The sequence below is a fragment of the Actinoplanes sp. NPDC051513 genome (assembly GCF_044454685.1).
Lineage (GTDB): Bacteria > Actinomycetota > Actinomycetes > Mycobacteriales > Micromonosporaceae > Actinoplanes.
Genome location: NZ_JBITDW010000002.1, coordinates 729576 through 745139 on the forward strand (window position 1 = coordinate 729576; position 15564 = coordinate 745139).

Below are 15564 nucleotides of genomic sequence, written 5' to 3' on the forward strand. Positions count from 1 at the left end.
CCCCTCAGGCCAGGGCCAGCGTGACCAATGTGAAGTGGTGCATGCCCAGCGCGCCGCGCAGACGCGCTATCTCGCCGTTGGTGTAGAAACCGCCGTACGGGACGCCGCCCAGCTCCTTGCCGATCACGCCGATCTCCTGCCGGACGCCGTCGTCGCCGAGCACGGTGCGCCGGCCCGCGCAGTCGAAGGCGAGCAGGCCGATCGCGGACTGCCCGTCGAGCCCGTCGAGCGCCTGGCTCGCCGACTCACGGGCGCCGTCGACAATCGCGTCGTGGTCGCTCTCCATCAGCCAGGCCAGCGCGCCCTGCGGCACATCGGCGAGGCAGAGCAGCGAGCGGTCGTCCCGGTCGAAGCCGTGGATCACGCGGATGTCCTCGCCGCTGCGCCGGGAAAGCCCGAGCGGATGCAGGAACACCAGATCGCGAAAGCCCGCCTCGTCGTCGAGCACCGACTCGTCCAGGCTCAGCCGGCGCATCAGAACGTCGAGCGCCGGCTCGCCGTCGAGCTCGTAGACCCGGCCGTCGCGGCTGTTGGTCACGACCATCGCGTCGCCCAGTTTCCGCCAGCCGTGCGCGATGCCGACGCCGAGCGGCGCGTCCGAGCCGAGCGCGATGCCCATGGCCACGTCGGAGAGGATCTCGACGCCGTCCCGCCCGCCGTAGAACTGATAGGTCTGCACGTACGTGAGATCGTCGCCCGCACAGCCCCCGACCAGCGGCGCCGCCGCGCCGACGACCGAAAAGGCGCCGCGGACCATCTCGTGCTGGTTTCCGGTGAGCCCGTCGCAGATCATCAGGAGGGCACGGTGCGGGCGGTCGACCTCGTCGAGGCAGGCGGCGATCTCGGCGCCGGCGTCACGCAGGCGGGGGGTCACGCCACGCGCGATTTTCGTACGGACGGAGAAACCGTCCCCGCCGAGCGCGACGACGGCGACCCCGTCCCCGCTGACCTCCCCGGTCGCCATCTGGCCCGAGGTGGTGGCCCCGACGATCACGGTCTCCGGGCCCACCCTCTCCCGGACGGCGTTCAGCATCGCCGGCACGTGGTAGCCGACCGAGCAGAACACGAACGTGAGGACTGGATCGCGCCCCTCGATGGCGGCCTCGGCCGCGGCGGCGCCGGCCGAGGCCGGATCGGTCAGAGTGCTGTGCCCGGTGCCAAACCAGCGTGTCATGGCCGGTGCATCGGCCTTGGTCGGCCCGAGTTTAGGGAAGAATGGCGTCCACGTATCCGCCGTCGACCCGCAGTGCCCCGCCAGTGGTGGCCGAGGCCAGCGGCGACGACAGGTAGACCACCATGCTGGCGATCTCCTCGGGCTCGATCAGGCGCTGCAGCAGCGACTGCGGCCGGTGCTTTCGCATGAACTCACGCTGCGCCTGGTCCCACGGCAGGCTCTTGTCGACCAGCTCGTACACGAAATCCTCGACGCCGCCGGTGTGCGTGGGGCCGGCGATGACGCTGTTGACGGTGACGCCCGAGCCGGCGGCTTCTTTCGCGAAACCGCGCGAGACCGCGAGCAGCGCGGTCTTGGAAACCCCGTAGTGGATCATTTCGACCGGGATGACGACGGCCGAGTCGCTGGCGATGTACTGGATGCGGCCCCAGCCCCGCTCCCGCATTCCCGGCAGGTAGGCCCGGGTGAGCCGGATCGCGGCCAGCACGTTGACCTCGAAGTACCGCCGCCAGTCGTCGTCGGTGATCGCCAGCGCCGGTTGCGCGCCGAAGATCCCCAGGTTGTTGATCAAGATGTCGACGTGCGGCAACTTCTCGCGTACGGCGTCCGCACCCTCCGTGGTGGCCACGTCGGCCGCCACAGCGACGAAATCGCCGGTCATGTCGTTGATCGCCCGATCGACGGACTCGGCCGACCGGCCGTTCACGCCGACCCGCGCGCCCGCCGCGGCGAGCCCGGCCGCGATGGCCTTGCCGATGCCCTGCGTCGAGCCGGTGACGAGGGCGGTCTTCCCGGAGAGATCCAGTCGCATTCCACCCATACTGCCCCCGCCGGGCCCCGCCCGCCGCGTGCCGCGTCACAGCGGGCAGAATCCCCGATCATGAACGCTGCCGGGCAGGTCTTCGCGTCGATCGCGGCTCTCATCCACGTCTACATCTTCGTGCTGGAGAGCGTGCTGTTCCCCCGCCCGTCGGCCCGCAAGAACTTCGGCGTGAGCGAGGCCGAGCTGCCGGCGGTCCGGCCGTGGGCCTTCAACCAGGGTTTCTACAACCTGTTTCTCGCCATCATCGCGGCGGTCGGCCTGATCCTGCTGCACGCCTCGTCCGAGCCGGCCGGCCGGGCGCTGGTCGCCGCCGCGTGCGGCAGCATGCTCGCCGCCGCGCTGGTGCTGCTTGCCACCAACCGCCGCATGCTGCGCGCGGCGGCGGTGCAGGGGCTGGCCCCGCTGGTCGCCCTCGTGCTGCTCGTCGTCGCCTGACCGGCCGGGGATCTGGTTTGCTGGACGCTCCACGAGGCCGCCCGCGACGAAGGTGTCCCCGATCACGTCGTGATGGCCGACCCGGAGGGCAACGAGTTCTGCGTCGTCTGAGGCCTCAGGCGACGGCGCTGACTTCCGGCTGCCGGGGGCGAGCAACGCCTTTCCACCAAGACTTCCACCGAGAAGGGAAACACCGATGGAGGAACTGGACGAGGCCACGCGGCGGCTGGTCGACGCGGCCAACGCGAACGACATCGACGCGTTCCTGGCCGGCTTCACGGCCGACGGCGCGGTCGACGACTGGGGGCGGGTTTTCCGCGGAGCCGAGAAAATTCGCGGGTGGAGCGACCGTGAGTTCATCGGAAAGCAGGTCAGCCTCACGGTCGAGCGGGTGCGCCGCAGCGGCGACGAGACCGTCGTGAGCGCGGCGGTCGGCGGGAAAGGTTTCAACGGGCCGAGCACGTTCACCTTCCTGACTGAGGGAGACCTGGTCGCCCGCATGACCATCCGGGCGTGACGATCTCCTGCGGGGTGAGGCGTCGGTCACCCAGGTCAGTTGACTGATATTCGCCGGGGCCGCCGGGAACCTGGGCCACCGGGCCACCCTGGGCACCGGCGCGCGGGCTCATTTCGGGGTGAGCTTGCCGCCGGGCAGCCAGATGGTGGCCTCCAGCCCGCCCCCGTCCGCCGGCGCCAGCGTGAACCGCCCGCCCGAGGCCTCGATCAGCGCCGCGACGATCGACAACCCCAGCCCCGCCCCGTCCACGTTCTGCGTGTCGGCGGCGCGCCAGAACCTTTCCGTCGCCCGGCGGCACTGCTCGTCGGTCATGCCCGGCCCGGTGTCGCGGACGCGAATCGCGACACCGCCGGAAAGTTCCGCGGCCGAAACCTCGACCCGGCCGCCGGCCGGCGTGAATTTCAGGGCGTTGTCGATCAGGGCGTCCAGCGACTGGTCGAGCGCGGTGGCCACCGCGCAGGCCGGCAGCGGGTCGGAGGGCAGCTCCGTGACCAGCGAGATGTCGCGCCGTGCGACGAGCGGCTGCCACGCCGCGACCCGATCCCGGGCGACCGTGGCCGCGTCGACGAGCGAGACCTGATGCTGCCCGCGCTCGGCCCGGGCCAGCGCGAGCAGCCCGTCCAGCACGTCCGCGAAACGATCAGTTTCGGCCAGCGCCACGGTGTGGTCGTCCCGCGCCGAGTCGTCGGCGAGCCGTCCACCCAGGTCCTCGATGCGCAACCGCAGCACCGTGAGCGGGTTGCGCAGCTGGTGACTGGCGTGCGCGACGAACGACCGCTGACGTTCCAGCGACGACGCCACCGCATCGGCCATCTCGTTGAAGCTGACCGAAAGCCGCCGCAGCTCCGGCGGTCCCAGGCCGGGCTGCACCCGGGCGTCGGTCGACCCGGCCGCGATCTCGTGCGCCGCGGCGTCGAGCCTGGTCACCGGCCGCAGCACCCATCCGGCCAGCCGGTGCGCGGTCAGCACGCACGCGGCCACCGCCGCCAGCCCGCCCAGGCCCAGCTCGGCCCAGGTGACGACGACCCAGCGCCGGTTGGGCCCGGTCGGCGAGGCGGTCAGCACGCTGCCCAGCACCGCGCCGCCGTCGCTGACCGGCACCGCGACCACCAGCGGCAGCGACTGCCACGGCCAGACCGTCGAGGGGCTGCTGACCTGACGGCCGGCGAGCGCGCCGCGAATGGCGCCGTCCGCCCCGGTCACCGGGTCGCCGAAGACGCTCAGCACCCGCTGGTCCTGGTCGACCACCATGGTCGCGATGCCGTACAGGTCGTGGTAGCTGCGCAGTTCGTCGGTGAGGGACTCGAGCTCCCCGCTGCGCAGCGCGGGGGCGGCGAGCGACGCGAAGCGGGTGGCGTCGGCGAGCCGGTCGGCGACCACGCGCTCGGTTTCGCGGTTGGTCAGCGCGATCGCGAGCGGCAGTTCGAGGGCGAGCAGCACCATGCAGAGCAGCAGCACATAGGTGCCGACCAGCCGGTTTCGCACGCCACCTCCCCGCGCCCCGGCTTTCGCGCCGGCGACGTACACCCCGGCTTTCGCGCCGGCGACCAACGCCCCGGCTTTCGCGCCGGCGACGGTCGTCCCCGGTTGCAACGCCGGCGACGAACACCCGGGCTTTCGCGCCGGCGGAAGTGCCGACGGAAACCGGCGGGACGGTGGCGAAAGTCAGGTCCGCAAACGGTAGCCGACTCCGCGGACGGTCTCTACCAGCTCGGGCCGGCCGAGCTTGGCCCGCAGGGATGCGACGTGCACCTCGAGCGTGTGCTTGCCCGACCAGGTGGTCTGCCAGACGTCGAGCAGGATGCGCTCGCGGGACAGCGCCACACCGGGCTGCCGGGCGAGCGACGCGAGCACATCGAACTCCTTGCGGGTCAGCGCGACCGGCGTGCCGTCGACGTGCACGGTGCGGGCGGCGTGGTCGATGCGCAGCGGGCCGATCTCGGCGACCTCCCGCGCCGGCGCCTGCCGGACCGTGCGCCGCAGCAGCGCCTCGATACGGGCCTGCAGCTCGGCCATCGAGAACGGCTTCACGACGTAGTCGTCGGCGCCCACCCGCAGCCCGGTGATCTTGTCGCGTTCCTCGCCGCGGGCGGTCACCGCGATGATGCCGAGATTTTCGTCGCGGGCCCGCAAGATGCGGCACACGTCGACGCCGTCGCCGTCGGGCAGGTTGAGGTCGAGCAGCACCAGGTCGCAGGGGGCGGCCTCGAGCGCCGCGGTCGCGGTCGCCGCGTGCTCGACCTCGTACCCGCGCCGCTGGAGCATCGAGGCCATCACCGCGCTGACCCGGCGGTCGTCCTCCACCAGCAAGATCCGCATCCGCCTCCGCCCATCCTCTGGGCGGCAAATCTACTGCACCTGTGCTTCAGCGCGGTTTCTTGCCGGCCAGGAGTTGCACCAGGTGAGTGCCGGGGATTCCGGCGAGATCGGCCGATTGCGTACGGCACGAGAAGCCGTCGGCAAGAAAGACGTCGCCGTCTTTCGCGTCCCGCAGCGCCGGAAGCAGCTGCTGCTCGGCGACCTGCACGGAGACCTCGTAGTGGCCGCGCTCGACCCCGAAGTTGCCGGCCAGCCCGCAGCAGCCGCCGAGGCGGACCACCTCGGCGCCGGCCCGCTTCAACAGTTTCGCGTCGGCCTCCCAGCCCATCACGGCGTGGTGGTGGCAGTGCGGCTGGGCGATCACCTTCACGCCGTCGAGCGACGGCGCGTTCCATTCAGGTGTACGGGCGAGCAGCTCGGCCACGGTGACGGTGGCCGCGCTGACCGCGCGAGCGACGTCGGTGTCGATCAGCTCGGGCAGGTCGCCGCGGAGGACCCCGGTGCAGGACGGCTCGAGCCCCACGATCGGCACCCCGCTTTCCGCCGCGTTCCGCAACTCACCGACGGTCTTGCCGAGAATGCGTTTCGCCGCGTCGAGCTGGCCGGTGGAGATCCAGGTCAGGCCGCAGCAGGCGTCCTTGGTGGTGACCTGCGGGGCGTAACCGGCGTCGGCGAGCACCTCGACGGCGGCCTTCGCGACCTCGGGCGAAAAGTGGTCGGTGAAACTGTCCACGAAGAGGACGACGGGTTTCCCGGTCTGTTTCGCCGGCTGCCCGGCAAACCATTGCCGGAATGTCTGGTTCGCGAACTGCGGAATGTCGCGGCGGGCATCCACGCCGGCGGCAAAGAGGGCCAGCTTTCGCAATCCGGGCAGCGTGGTCAGCCGATTGGCGAGGCGCGGCATTTTCGCGGCCAGGCGCGACCAGCGCGGCAGCCATCCCAGCGTATAGTGCGACCGCGGCCGGACGCGGCGCTTGTAGCTCTGGTGCAGCACCTCGGACTTGTAGGCCGCCATGTCGATCCCGGTCGGGCAATCGCTCGCGCATCCCTTGCAGGACAAACAAAGATCAAGCGCATCGTGTACGGCTTCCGAGCGCCAACCCGGGGCGAGGTCGCCGTCGAGCATCTCCTGCAGGACACGCGCCCGGCCCCGGGTGGAGTCCTTCTCGTTCTTCGTGGCCAGATAGGACGGGCACATCACGCCGCCGAGCACCGTCGTGTCGGCGCGGCACTTGCCCACGCCGGTGCAGCGGTGCACCGCCTGGTTGAAGTCGCCGTGATCGGCGTGATAGGCGAGCGCGAGTTTCGTGCGCACCGGGCGGGCCTGCGCGACGCGAATGTTCGCGTCGACCGGGTCGGGCTCGACGATGTTGCTGGGGTTGAGCAGGTTGCCGGGGTCGAAGGTGTGCTTGATCTCGCGGAAGAGCGCGATCGCGGCCGGCGAGTACATCTTCGTGAGCAGCTCGCTGCGGGCCCGGCCGTCGCCGTGCTCGCCCGAGAGCGAACCGCCGTAGCTGACCACGAGGTCGGCCGCGTCCTCGAGGAAAGCGCGAAACCTTCCGGGGCCGCCCGGCTTGTCGAGCGGAAAGTCGAGGCGTACGTGCACACAGCCGTCGCCCAGATGCCCGTACGGCATGTTGCTCAGCCCGTGCTGCTCGCAGAGCGCGTCGAAATCGCGCAGATAGGCCCCGATCCGCGCCGGCGGAACCGCCGCGTCCTCCCAGCCCGCGTGGGCGGGAAGCCCGGAGGGCGCCCGGCCCGCGAGGCCCGCGCCGTCCTCCCGGATCCGCCACAGCGGAGCCGCGGCGGCCGCGTCCTCGACGATCAGCGTGTCGACCGCGCCCGCGGATCTTGCCAGCCGCTCGGCCTGTTCGCGTGCCGCGGCGAGGTCGTCGCCGGCGATCTCGACCATCAGCCACGCCTGGCCGCCCGGCAGCGGAGGCACCGCGTCCGGCCCGCGCCGGCTGCGCACCACATCGCAGATCCGCGAGTCGATGCCCTCGCAGGCGGTCGGCTTGAACTCGAGAATTCCCGGGACGGCGTCGCCGGCGGTCCCGAAGTCCGGGTAGCCGAGGACCACCAGGATCCGATGCTTCGGATCGGCGACCAGCCGCACCGTGGCCTCGGTGATCACGGCGAGGGTGCCCTCGCTGCCGACCAGGAACTCGGAGAGGTTGAAGCCGTGCTCGGGCAGCAGATGCTCGACCGCGTAGCCGGAAACTTGCCGGCCGAACCGGGCGAACTCGGTGCGGCCGACCGCGAGGCTGGCCCCGATCACCTCACGCAGCGCGGTGGTGATCTTGTCGGCGCCCTCGAAACTTTTCTCGCGGGTGACCAGGCGCTCGCCGTCGATCGTGAGCGCGCTCAGGCCGAAGACGTTGTCCGACGTACGGCCGTACCCGAGGGTCCGCGAGCCGCACGAGTTGTTGCCGATCATCCCGCCGATCGTGCAGCGGGTATGCGTCGACGGGTCGGGGCCGAAACGCAGGCCGTGCGGTTTCGCCGCCGCCTGCAGAACCGCCTGCACGGCGCCGGCCTGCACGCGAGCTGTCCGTGACGCCGGGTCGACCTCGAGAACCTGGTTCAGGTACCGGCTGAAATCGAGCACGACACCCGGGCCGATCGCGTTGCCGGCCACCGAGGTGCCCGCGCCCCGGGCGGTGATCGGCACGCCTAGGTCACGACTGACGGAAAGTGTCGCGGCCACCTCGTCGTCCGACCGGGGCCGCACGACGGCCTGCGGGACCACGCGGTAGAGCGAGGCGTCGGACGCGTACATCGAGCGGTTGGTCGCGTCGTCCAGCACGTCGGCGATCCCCGCCCGGCGCAGCCGGCGCACCAGCTCACCCGCATCAGTCATGTGCCCGACCTTTCCACCACCGCGGCCGTCGCCCGACGGCTCCCCGGACGTTACCCAGGAGGTGGGACGGCCGGCGCCGCCGGGCTCCGGCCGCCCGGCCTGGGTCACAGGACGAGGGTCGCGAGGACCGCTATTGCCCGACCCGGCCGTCGACGCATTCGCGGAGCAGATCGGCATGGCCGCAGTGCCGGGCGTACTCCTCGATGCGGTGCACCCACAGCTCGCGGACGGCGATGCCGTCCTTTCCCAGCCGTTCGCCGAGGTCGGGATGCGACAGCAACGCCGCGTCCGTCGCCGCCTGCTCGCGGGCCAGATCCGCGAAAGCGCCGTCCACGACCGCCTGGTCGGCGACGGCGCCGTCGAAGTCCGCGTCGCGCGCGCCGTAAAGTTTCGAGGCCGGTTCGGGGCGGATCCAGGTGCGCCAGTCGCGTTCCACCTCGGCCATGTGGCGCACGAGGCCGAGCAGCGACATCGTTGACGGCGGCACCGACCGGCGGGCCAGCTGCGCCGGGTCGAGCCCGTCGCATTTCATCCGCAGGGTAAGCCGAAAGTTTTGCAGAACATCGACAAACGTCGGCAACTCTCCATCCGGAGCGGGGCCGTCGCTGTTGCGCGGGTCGTCGTCGGGGTCCGCCCACATGTCGGCGTAGATGGTGGCCTGGGTCCACCGCCGAGGTGCGTCACTCATCGTGCCACGATGCTGAGCCGCCGCCCGCCGTGCAAGCTGGTTTTCCCTTTCGCCGCACCGCAGAATGACCGACGTGAGCTTCGATCTCTGGGTCCTGGCGACCGACGGCCGGATCGACCGGGCCGAGGTCGCCGCCATGGTCGGCCGCTGCGAGGGCGGAAATCACGTCGAAGGCGAGCTCGACGAGCGGGTCGTCGGCTTCTACGAAAAGCTGCGCGCCCGATTTCCGGACCACCCGCCGTTCGGGAACCTCGACGAAAGCCCATGGATGAGCACGCCGCTGGGCGTCGGCATCGATCACGTGTCCATGTGCCTGAGCTACAGCGAGCGCAGCAACCCGGCGATCGGGCTGATCTGGGAACTGGCCACCGAGTACGGCCTGACCATCTGGGACCCGCAGGACGAGACCGCTCACCGCCCCGTCGCCGGGCCGTCGCGCGAGACCGTCGCGGCGTGGTGGCGGGACCTGCTCGACGGCCGCTGCGGCCCGGAGGAGACCCACGAGCGCGTCCGGCCCTGGGTCGAGGAGACCCCCGAGGCCGTCGACGACCCCATCACCGCGATGGGCATCCAGCAGCTGTACGGCGCGAGCGGCAGCACCCGCGCCCTGTTCGGCACCTGGCTGGCCCACGGCGAGCGCTACGACGCCGACCCCGACGGCTGGATACGCGACCGCCACCTGCAGGCCGTGCAGGCTGTTCGCCGCGACCAGGGCCCGGACCGCGCCCAAGCGCTCGCCCTCCAACTCGTCGCCCGCGGCGAGTTGTCCACGGACGACGTCGCCGGTGTCCCCGGCCCTACGGCTTGATCGAGCGGTAGTAGCGGGCCGCACCGGGATGCAGGGGAACCGGCAGGGTGGCGATCGCCGAGCGGAGGTCCAGCCGCTCGGCCGCCGGGTGGGCCGCCGCCAGCACCTCGCGCCGCTCCAACAGCAGCCGGGTCAGGTCGAACGCCAGGTCGTCGGCCATCGTCGCCGCGACGATCAGCAGGTTGGGCACCGCCACGGTGGCGACGGCCGGCATCTGGTACGCCGACACGGGGACGTCGCGCACCACGTACACGTCGCTGTAGGCCTTTCGTAGTTCGCTCGCCCACTTCGACAGGTCCACGAGCCGCGTCGGGGACGAGGCGCTGAGCTGCTGGATGCCCGTCACCGGCAGGCCGCCGGAAAAGAAGAACGCGTCGATCTCGCCGCTGGTCAGCGCCACGGTCGAGTTGTCGAGGCTGAGTTGCCGCTCGTCGATGCCGGTCATCCGGGCCACGGTGAGCAGCCGCCGCACGGTGATCACCGTGCCCGACCCCAGGGCGCCGACCGAAACTTTCTTGCCGCGCAGATCCTCCAGGGAACGGATCGGGCTGCCGGCCCGCACCACCAGGTGCAGCAGATCGTCGTACACCCGGGCCAGCGCGACCATCGACGGCGCCGCGGCGCCCCCGGAGACCAGGACGTCCGACTGGCTGAAGGCGATCTCGGCCCGCCCGGAGGCGATCAGCTGGAGATTCTCCGCCGACGCGGCCGTGACCAGCACGCTCGCGTCGGTGCCGGGCAGATCCTGCTCGATGACCCGGGCGAACGCCGTGCCGATCGCGTAGTAGACCGCGGTGGGGCTGCCGGTGGCGATGCGCACGGTGCGGTGGCGCGGCTGCCGGCCGACACAGCCGGACACCGCCAGCGCGACAAGTCCCCCTAATAGGGCACGGCGGCGTATCACCCGCGCAAGTTTCCCTCAAGTCCTGCTCGGTGGTGTACCCGCCGAACGGCCCATCGGCCACGGTGTCGATATGAACCACGATCAGGTCCGGGACATCGTGCTCGCCGCGGCGCTGCCGACGGCTTTCGAGGCGGCGTGCCTCGTGCGGTGCGCGGTCGCCCAGGGGCAGCCCGCCTCCATGATCGAGTTCGACCGGGAGGACGCCGCCGGCCGCCTGACCTCGTTGTTCACCCGCCTCGGCTGTGCGGCGGAGCACGAGGTGCACACGGGGGGCGGCCGACGGCGCTACGACCTGCAGCGCGTGCTGGTGCCCGAGACACAGCGCCGCGCGGCCGACCGGATGGTGGCCGCCGCCTGGCGTCAGGGCCGGCGGGCGCTGCTGTCCACCGAGACGCTGGGCTCCTCGTCGCCGCGGCACACGCAGCGCGTGACTCTCGCGCACGCGGCGTGGCGCGCCGCGCTGCTCGCCGGCGGCCGGCGCCGCCGGGGCGAGCTGATGTCGGTCCGGCTGGGTGATCATGAGATGGCCGCCGTTCTCGTACGTGCGGCGCGGCTGCTCGATGTTTCGCCCGAAGTTTCGCGCCGGCCCGGCTGTTTCATGGTGGCCGTCCCGGCCGGCGCGGTGCTGTCGGCCGCCTGACGCATCCCGCTAGAAGTCGGACATATCAGATAATCTCGAAATAACCTTCATGTCCGGTCCTGGCTCCTATGGTGAGTCTGTCGTTTCGCCGACGGAGAAGGGCTCGGTGATAGTCCATGGTGTCGCTGGGGAAACGGCTCAGCACGATGAGCATGCGCAGCAACCTGCTCATGGTGGCGGCCATCGGCCTCGCCCTGGCCGTGGTGGTCGGGGTCGCGGGCATACTCCGGATGAACCAGATCGCCGGCCGGGCCGACGCGATCTACCGCAAGTCGCTCCAGCCCCTGGTCGTCGTGCAGGACGTCCAGCAGATGATCTGGCACTCCCGGTGGGCGGGCCTGTCCGGGTCGACCAACACGGACGCCACCAAGGCCAAGGCCTACAACGACGAGGCCGCGGCACTGTTCACGCAGATCGACGCCGGCATCGCCAACTACCTGAAGCTCGACGTCAGCGCGGCCGAGCGGGCCGGTATGGCCAATGTCCAGGCGTCCTGGCAGCAGTACATTAGCGTCCGCAACGAACTCCAGGTCCTGCAGAAGGCCGGACGGATCGCCGAGTGGCAGGAACTGCGCACCACCAAGCTGAACCCGACAATCGTCGAGGCCGTCGGCCACATCGAGGATCTCAAGAAGCTCTCGAAGGGCAACGCCGCCGCGGCGGCGTCCGCCGCGCAGTCGACCGCTCGCAACGCCCGCCTCACGATCATCCTCACGCTCGTGGCGGGCGTCCTGCTGGCCGCGGCGATCGCGCTGCTGGCGGCGCGCGTCCTGGGCCGGCGGCTGGGGTCGCTGGCCGAGTTGATGTCGGCGATGGCCGCCGGCGACCTGCGGTCCCGTGAGCCCGACGCCGGCACCGACGAGATCGGCCGGATGTCGCGCTCGGCGTCCGAAGCCGTCGACCACATGCGTACAGCGATGCAGACGCTCTCCGACGCGAGCTCCGGCCTGGCCCAGCGCTCCGAGGACATGCAGGAAGCCAGCCGCAACCTGGCCGGGGGCGTGGAGCAGACCTCCAGCCGGGTCAACTCGATCGACCAGGCGGCCGAGGCGGTCACCGCCGGGGTGCAGGCGGTCGCCGGCGGTGCCGAGCAGATGGGCGCGGCGATCCGGGAGATCGCGATCAGCGCCAGCGAGGCCGCGAAGGTCGCCTCCAGCGCGGTCGACACCGCCGCCGAGGCCGAGAAGCTGATGACCAAGCTGGACTCGTCCTCCGCCGAGATCGACAGCGTGGTCAAGACGATCACCGCGATCGCGGAGCAGACCAACCTGCTCGCTCTCAACGCGACCATCGAGGCGGCCCGCGCGGGGGAGACCGGCAAGGGTTTCGCGGTCGTCGCCGGCGAGGTCAAGGACCTTGCGCAGGAGACCGCGAAAGCCACCGAGGAAATTTCGCGCCGCATCGAGGCGATCCAGCGCGACGCCAAGGAGGCCGTCGAGTCGATCTCCGGCATCGGCCAGATCATCGGCAACATCAACGATTTCCAGAACACCATCGCCTCGGCGGTCGAGCAGCAGAGCGCGACCACCAAGGGCATGACCGACGACCTGGGCCGGGCGGCCGCCGGCACCGGCGACATCAGCACCCAGCTCGCCGACGTCGTCCACGTCACCAGCACCACCCGCGAGGCGGCGGACGCCACTGAGAACGCGGCGACCGACCTGGCCCGCATCTCCACCCAGCTCCAGGACGTCATCTCCACGTTCCGCTACTGACGACGCGTTCCGCTGCCGGCGACAGGTTCCGCTGCTGACGGCGCGCCGCCAGGGACAACCTGTTCCTCCCACGACGGCCGCGCGCCGTCCTACGGTGGAGGACGTGGCGATCAAGGACGAGATCCGGGACTTCCTGCTCTCGCGGCGGGCTCGGATCACGCCGGAGGCGGCGGGCCTGCCGGGCTACGGCCCGCGGCGGGTGGCGGGCCTGCGCCGCGAGGAGGTGGCGCAACTCGCCGGGGTCAGCGTGGAGTACTACAGCCGGCTCGAGCGCGGAAAATGTCGCGGAATCTCGGACGCGGTGCTGACGGCGGTCGCCCGGGCCCTGCGGCTCGACGACGTCGAACGGGAGCACCTGCTTGACCTGGTGCACGCGGCCAACGCCGCGGCGGCCAGGAAGCCGGCGGGCAAATCGGCGGGCAATCCCGCGGCGGTGCGGCCGGGCGTGCAGCGTCTGCTCGACGCGATGACCGACGCCCCGGCGTACGTGTGGAACGGCCGGCTCGATGTGCTTGCCGCCAACGCGCTCGGGCGGGCGCTCTTCCTGCCCCTGTTCCCGCCCGGCGGCGAGCCGGTCAACCAGGCGCGTTCTCTCTTCCTGGACGAAACTTCGCAGGGCTTCTTTCCCGACTGGGAGCTGCTCGCGCACGACGCCGTGGCGGTGTTGCGCGCCGAGGCCGGCCGCGACCCGCATGAGCCGCGACTGGCCGATCTGGTTCGCGAGCTGACCACCGAAAGCACAATATTTCGGGAAATGTGGGCGGAGTACGACCTGCGGCGGCGCCGGAGCGGCGTCAAGCGGTTCCACCATCCCGTCGTCGGGTCGGTCACCGTCACCTTCGAATCGATGGCGCTCGTCGCCGAACCCGACCTGCGGATCACGGCCGGCCTCGCCGAGCCCGGATCCGAGTCCGAAACTGCCCTGCGGCTGCTCGCCAGTTGGGCCGCTTCCACCCGCACGGAAGGAAAAGCGTGACCGGAACAGCCCTGCTGGTGATGGATGTGCAGGAAGCGAATGTCGCCCGCTTCCCGGACCCCGGCTATCTGCCGCGCCTGCGCGGCGTCATCGCGGCGGCGCGCGCCGGAGGTCTGCCGGTGATCTCCGTGATGGTGGGCTTCCGGCCGGGATTTCCCGAGGTCAGCCCGCGAAACAAGATCTTCGGGGGAATCGCCGCGCGAGCCGGAAGCGGATCCAACGAGATCCACCCGGACGTGGCGCCGCTGGACGGCGATGTCGTGGTCACGAAGCGGCGGGTCTCGGCTTTCGCGGGCAGCGACCTCGACGTGGTGCTGCGGGCCGGGGAGATCGACCACCTGATCCTGACCGGGATCGCCACGAGCGGTGTCGTGCTCTCCACGCTCCGGCAGGCGGCCGACCTCGATTTCCGGCTGACCGTCGTCGGTGACTGCTGCCTCGACAACGATCCCGAGGTGCACCGGGTCCTGGTCGAGAAAGTCTTCCCGCGACAGGCCGACGTGACCACCTCAGCGCTTTTTGCTCAGGGCCTGGATTAGCTCGTCCTTGGTCATCTGGGAGCGGCCCTCGATGCCGCGGGCGCGGGCCTCCGAGTAGAGCTGGGCCTTCGACTTCGGCTTGTCCGACGACTTGCGGCCGGCCGAGGGCTTGCCCAGCTCCTGCCAGCGGGTCTCGGTCATCTGCACGCCGTGCTTCTTGGCGGCTTTCTTGATGCGCCGGAAAGCCTCGTCGCGCTCCTGGTCGGTCACGTCGCGCACCTGGTCGAAGCGGGCGATCGCGTTGCGCACGTGCTTCGCGTCGGTGAGCGGCTCCTTGCGCTCGCGCGGGAAGGCGAACGTGCTCTCCGGCAGCGAGTTGCGGTCCTCTGCGTCCAGTTGGTTGGTCATGCTTTTGGGATACCCGCGAGCAGTGTCGATCATGCCGTCCCAAATTTACGTGCACAGGTGAACCTTTCTGGCCGGCGGCCCGTACTGACCGTCGATGGGAGGTCCTCGATGATCCGTACCTTGCTCACCGGCGCCGCCGTGGTCGCCGCGCTCGCCGGAGTCCCGGCGCCCGCGATGGCGGCCCCGGGCGTGCCCACGCAGCTCAACGCCGCCGACCAGGCCCTGCTCAACGGCGTGCGCCAGGCCGGGCTGTGGGAGATGCCCGCCGGTCAGATGGCCGCGCAGAAGGGCAGCAGCGAGAAGGTCCGGGCGGCCGGCCAGTACATCGCCGGCCAGCACGTGCAGCTCGACCAACTGGTCGTGGACGCGGCGAACGTGCTGGGTGCGACCATCCCGGCGACGCCGACGACCGAGCAGTCGGGCTGGCTCACCGAGATGCAGAACGCCGAGGGCGCCCGCTTCGACCAAACTTTCGTGACCCGGCTGCGGGCCGCGCACGGCAAGATCTTCCCGGTCATCGGCGCGGTGCGGGCGGCCACCCGCAACCCGGTCGTGCGCAAACTCGCCGACCAGGCCAACACCTTCGTCTCGAACCACATGAAAATGCTGGAGAGCACCGGCCTCGTCCGGTACGAGAAGCTGCCGCCCGCCGCGATGCCGCCGGCCCAGGACCTGTCGGCGCTGGGGATGGCCACGGCCAACGCGGGGACCAAGCCGCCGGTGAGCCCCATGGTGCTGTGGACGATGCTGATCGGCATGCTGGCGATCGCGGCCTTCGCCAGCATCCGCATCATGCGCACGCGTCGCTAGCCTTGCGG

The 15564-nt window shown here is 70.9% G+C and carries 17 protein-coding genes; 9 read left to right on the forward strand and 8 right to left on the reverse strand.

Features of this window, described 5'->3' with window-relative positions:
* Positions 1-4: 4 nt before the first annotated feature.
* Both ACIA5D_RS08660 and ACIA5D_RS08665 read right to left on the reverse strand, forming a co-directional pair.
* The gene (locus tag ACIA5D_RS08660; RefSeq protein ID WP_396029243.1) at positions 5-1174 is read right to left on the reverse strand and encodes an FIST signal transduction protein; all 1170 of its coding nucleotides are present in this window, start codon (positions 1172-1174) and stop codon (positions 5-7) included.
* Positions 1175-1205: 31 nt separating this feature from the next.
* Positions 1206-1985 carry an SDR family NAD(P)-dependent oxidoreductase gene (locus ACIA5D_RS08665; RefSeq protein WP_396029244.1) on the reverse strand — a complete coding sequence of 260 codons (780 nt, stop codon included), beginning with the start codon at positions 1983-1985 and terminating at the stop codon, positions 1206-1208.
* Positions 1986-2054: 69 nt separating this feature from the next.
* Between ACIA5D_RS08665 and ACIA5D_RS08670 the strand changes: the two genes are divergently transcribed.
* From ACIA5D_RS08670 to ACIA5D_RS08680, 3 genes are all read left to right on the forward strand, one after another.
* Positions 2055-2432 carry a DUF1304 domain-containing protein gene (locus ACIA5D_RS08670; protein WP_396029245.1) on the forward strand — a complete coding sequence of 126 codons (378 nt, stop codon included), beginning with the start codon at positions 2055-2057 and terminating at the stop codon, positions 2430-2432.
* 12 nt (positions 2433-2444) lie between these two features.
* Complete coding sequence (locus ACIA5D_RS08675) at positions 2445-2543, forward strand: VOC family protein (protein ID WP_396029500.1); 99 nt, start codon at positions 2445-2447, stop codon at positions 2541-2543.
* A gap of 85 nt (positions 2544-2628) precedes the next feature.
* A complete protein-coding gene (locus tag ACIA5D_RS08680; RefSeq protein WP_396029246.1) occupies positions 2629-2949 on the forward strand; it encodes a nuclear transport factor 2 family protein in 321 nt (106 codons plus the stop codon).
* Positions 2950-3057: 108 nt separating this feature from the next.
* Here the strand turns inward: ACIA5D_RS08680 and ACIA5D_RS08685 are convergent, their stop codons facing one another.
* From ACIA5D_RS08685 to ACIA5D_RS08700, 4 genes are all read right to left on the reverse strand, one after another.
* Positions 3058-4434 (reverse strand): sensor histidine kinase, encoded by a 1377-nt coding sequence (locus ACIA5D_RS08685; protein WP_396029247.1) that lies wholly within the window; start codon positions 4432-4434, stop codon positions 3058-3060.
* A 180-nt stretch (positions 4435-4614) separates the two neighbouring features.
* Positions 4615-5268 (reverse strand): response regulator transcription factor, encoded by a 654-nt coding sequence (locus ACIA5D_RS08690; RefSeq protein ID WP_396029248.1) that lies wholly within the window; start codon positions 5266-5268, stop codon positions 4615-4617.
* Positions 5269-5314: 46 nt separating this feature from the next.
* A complete protein-coding gene (locus ACIA5D_RS08695; RefSeq protein WP_396029249.1) occupies positions 5315-8128 on the reverse strand; it encodes an FAD-binding and (Fe-S)-binding domain-containing protein in 2814 nt (937 codons plus the stop codon).
* 130 nt (positions 8129-8258) lie between these two features.
* Positions 8259-8816 carry a DinB family protein gene (locus ACIA5D_RS08700; protein WP_396029250.1) on the reverse strand — a complete coding sequence of 186 codons (558 nt, stop codon included), beginning with the start codon at positions 8814-8816 and terminating at the stop codon, positions 8259-8261.
* 73 nt (positions 8817-8889) lie between these two features.
* Between ACIA5D_RS08700 and ACIA5D_RS08705 the strand changes: the two genes are divergently transcribed.
* Positions 8890-9624 (forward strand): hypothetical protein, encoded by a 735-nt coding sequence (locus tag ACIA5D_RS08705; protein ID WP_396029251.1) that lies wholly within the window; start codon positions 8890-8892, stop codon positions 9622-9624.
* On the opposite strand, the gene ACIA5D_RS08710 is transcribed toward ACIA5D_RS08705, so the two are convergent.
* Entirely contained in the window at positions 9614-10525 is a 912-nt protein-coding gene (locus ACIA5D_RS08710; protein WP_396029501.1) for a TAXI family TRAP transporter solute-binding subunit, read from the reverse strand. The two genes, ACIA5D_RS08705 and ACIA5D_RS08710, sit on opposite strands and share 11 nt — an antisense overlap.
* Positions 10526-10598: 73 nt before the next feature.
* Between ACIA5D_RS08710 and ACIA5D_RS08715 the strand changes: the two genes are divergently transcribed.
* The 4 genes from ACIA5D_RS08715 to ACIA5D_RS08730 all read left to right on the forward strand — a co-directional run bounded on the left by ACIA5D_RS08715 (position 10599) and on the right by ACIA5D_RS08730 (position 14398).
* Entirely contained in the window at positions 10599-11168 is a 570-nt protein-coding gene (locus ACIA5D_RS08715) for a hypothetical protein (RefSeq protein ID WP_396029252.1), read from the forward strand.
* 116 nt (positions 11169-11284) lie between these two features.
* A complete protein-coding gene (locus tag ACIA5D_RS08720) occupies positions 11285-12883 on the forward strand; it encodes a methyl-accepting chemotaxis protein (RefSeq protein WP_396029253.1) in 1599 nt (532 codons plus the stop codon).
* A 103-nt stretch (positions 12884-12986) separates the two neighbouring features.
* On the forward strand, positions 12987-13859 hold the full coding sequence (locus ACIA5D_RS08725; RefSeq protein WP_396029254.1) for a helix-turn-helix transcriptional regulator: 873 nt from the start codon (positions 12987-12989) through the stop codon (positions 13857-13859).
* The gene (locus ACIA5D_RS08730) at positions 13856-14398 is read left to right on the forward strand and encodes a cysteine hydrolase family protein (protein ID WP_396029255.1); all 543 of its coding nucleotides are present in this window, start codon (positions 13856-13858) and stop codon (positions 14396-14398) included. Before ACIA5D_RS08725 ends, ACIA5D_RS08730 begins: the two co-directional genes overlap by 4 nt.
* Here the strand turns inward: ACIA5D_RS08730 and ACIA5D_RS08735 are convergent.
* On the reverse strand, positions 14369-14746 hold the full coding sequence (locus ACIA5D_RS08735) for a DUF6582 domain-containing protein (protein WP_396029256.1): 378 nt from the start codon (positions 14744-14746) through the stop codon (positions 14369-14371). The two genes, ACIA5D_RS08730 and ACIA5D_RS08735, sit on opposite strands and share 30 nt — an antisense overlap.
* Positions 14747-14854: 108 nt before the next feature.
* On the opposite strand from ACIA5D_RS08735, the gene ACIA5D_RS08740 reads away from it, so the two are divergent.
* Positions 14855-15556 (forward strand): DUF4142 domain-containing protein, encoded by a 702-nt coding sequence (locus ACIA5D_RS08740; RefSeq protein ID WP_396029257.1) that lies wholly within the window; start codon positions 14855-14857, stop codon positions 15554-15556.
* Positions 15557-15564 lie beyond the last annotated feature (8 nt).

Excerpts from the sequence above, each read along its gene's own strand:
- ACIA5D_RS08665 (WP_396029244.1), bottom strand. The coding sequence starts at position 1,985 with ATGCGACTGGATCTCTCCGGGAAGACCGCCCTCGTCACCGGCTCGACG.
- ACIA5D_RS08680 (WP_396029246.1), top strand. The coding sequence starts at position 2,629 with ATGGAGGAACTGGACGAGGCCACGCGGCGGCTGGTCGACGCGGCCAAC.
- ACIA5D_RS08700 (WP_396029250.1), bottom strand. The coding sequence starts at position 8,816 with ATGAGTGACGCACCTCGGCGGTGGACCCAGGCCACCATCTACGCCGAC.
- ACIA5D_RS08720 (WP_396029253.1), top strand. The coding sequence starts at position 11,285 with ATGGTGTCGCTGGGGAAACGGCTCAGCACGATGAGCATGCGCAGCAAC.
- ACIA5D_RS08690 (WP_396029248.1), bottom strand. The coding sequence starts at position 5,268 with ATGCGGATCTTGCTGGTGGAGGACGACCGCCGGGTCAGCGCGGTGATG.
- ACIA5D_RS08715 (WP_396029252.1), top strand. The coding sequence starts at position 10,599 with ATGAACCACGATCAGGTCCGGGACATCGTGCTCGCCGCGGCGCTGCCG.
- ACIA5D_RS08695 (WP_396029249.1), bottom strand. The coding sequence starts at position 8,128 with ATGACTGATGCGGGTGAGCTGGTGCGCCGGCTGCGCCGGGCGGGGATC.
- ACIA5D_RS08735 (WP_396029256.1), bottom strand. The coding sequence starts at position 14,746 with ATGACCAACCAACTGGACGCAGAGGACCGCAACTCGCTGCCGGAGAGC.
- ACIA5D_RS08670 (WP_396029245.1), top strand. The coding sequence starts at position 2,055 with ATGAACGCTGCCGGGCAGGTCTTCGCGTCGATCGCGGCTCTCATCCAC.
- ACIA5D_RS08740 (WP_396029257.1), top strand. The coding sequence starts at position 14,855 with ATGATCCGTACCTTGCTCACCGGCGCCGCCGTGGTCGCCGCGCTCGCC.
- ACIA5D_RS08660 (WP_396029243.1), bottom strand. The coding sequence starts at position 1,174 with ATGACACGCTGGTTTGGCACCGGGCACAGCACTCTGACCGATCCGGCC.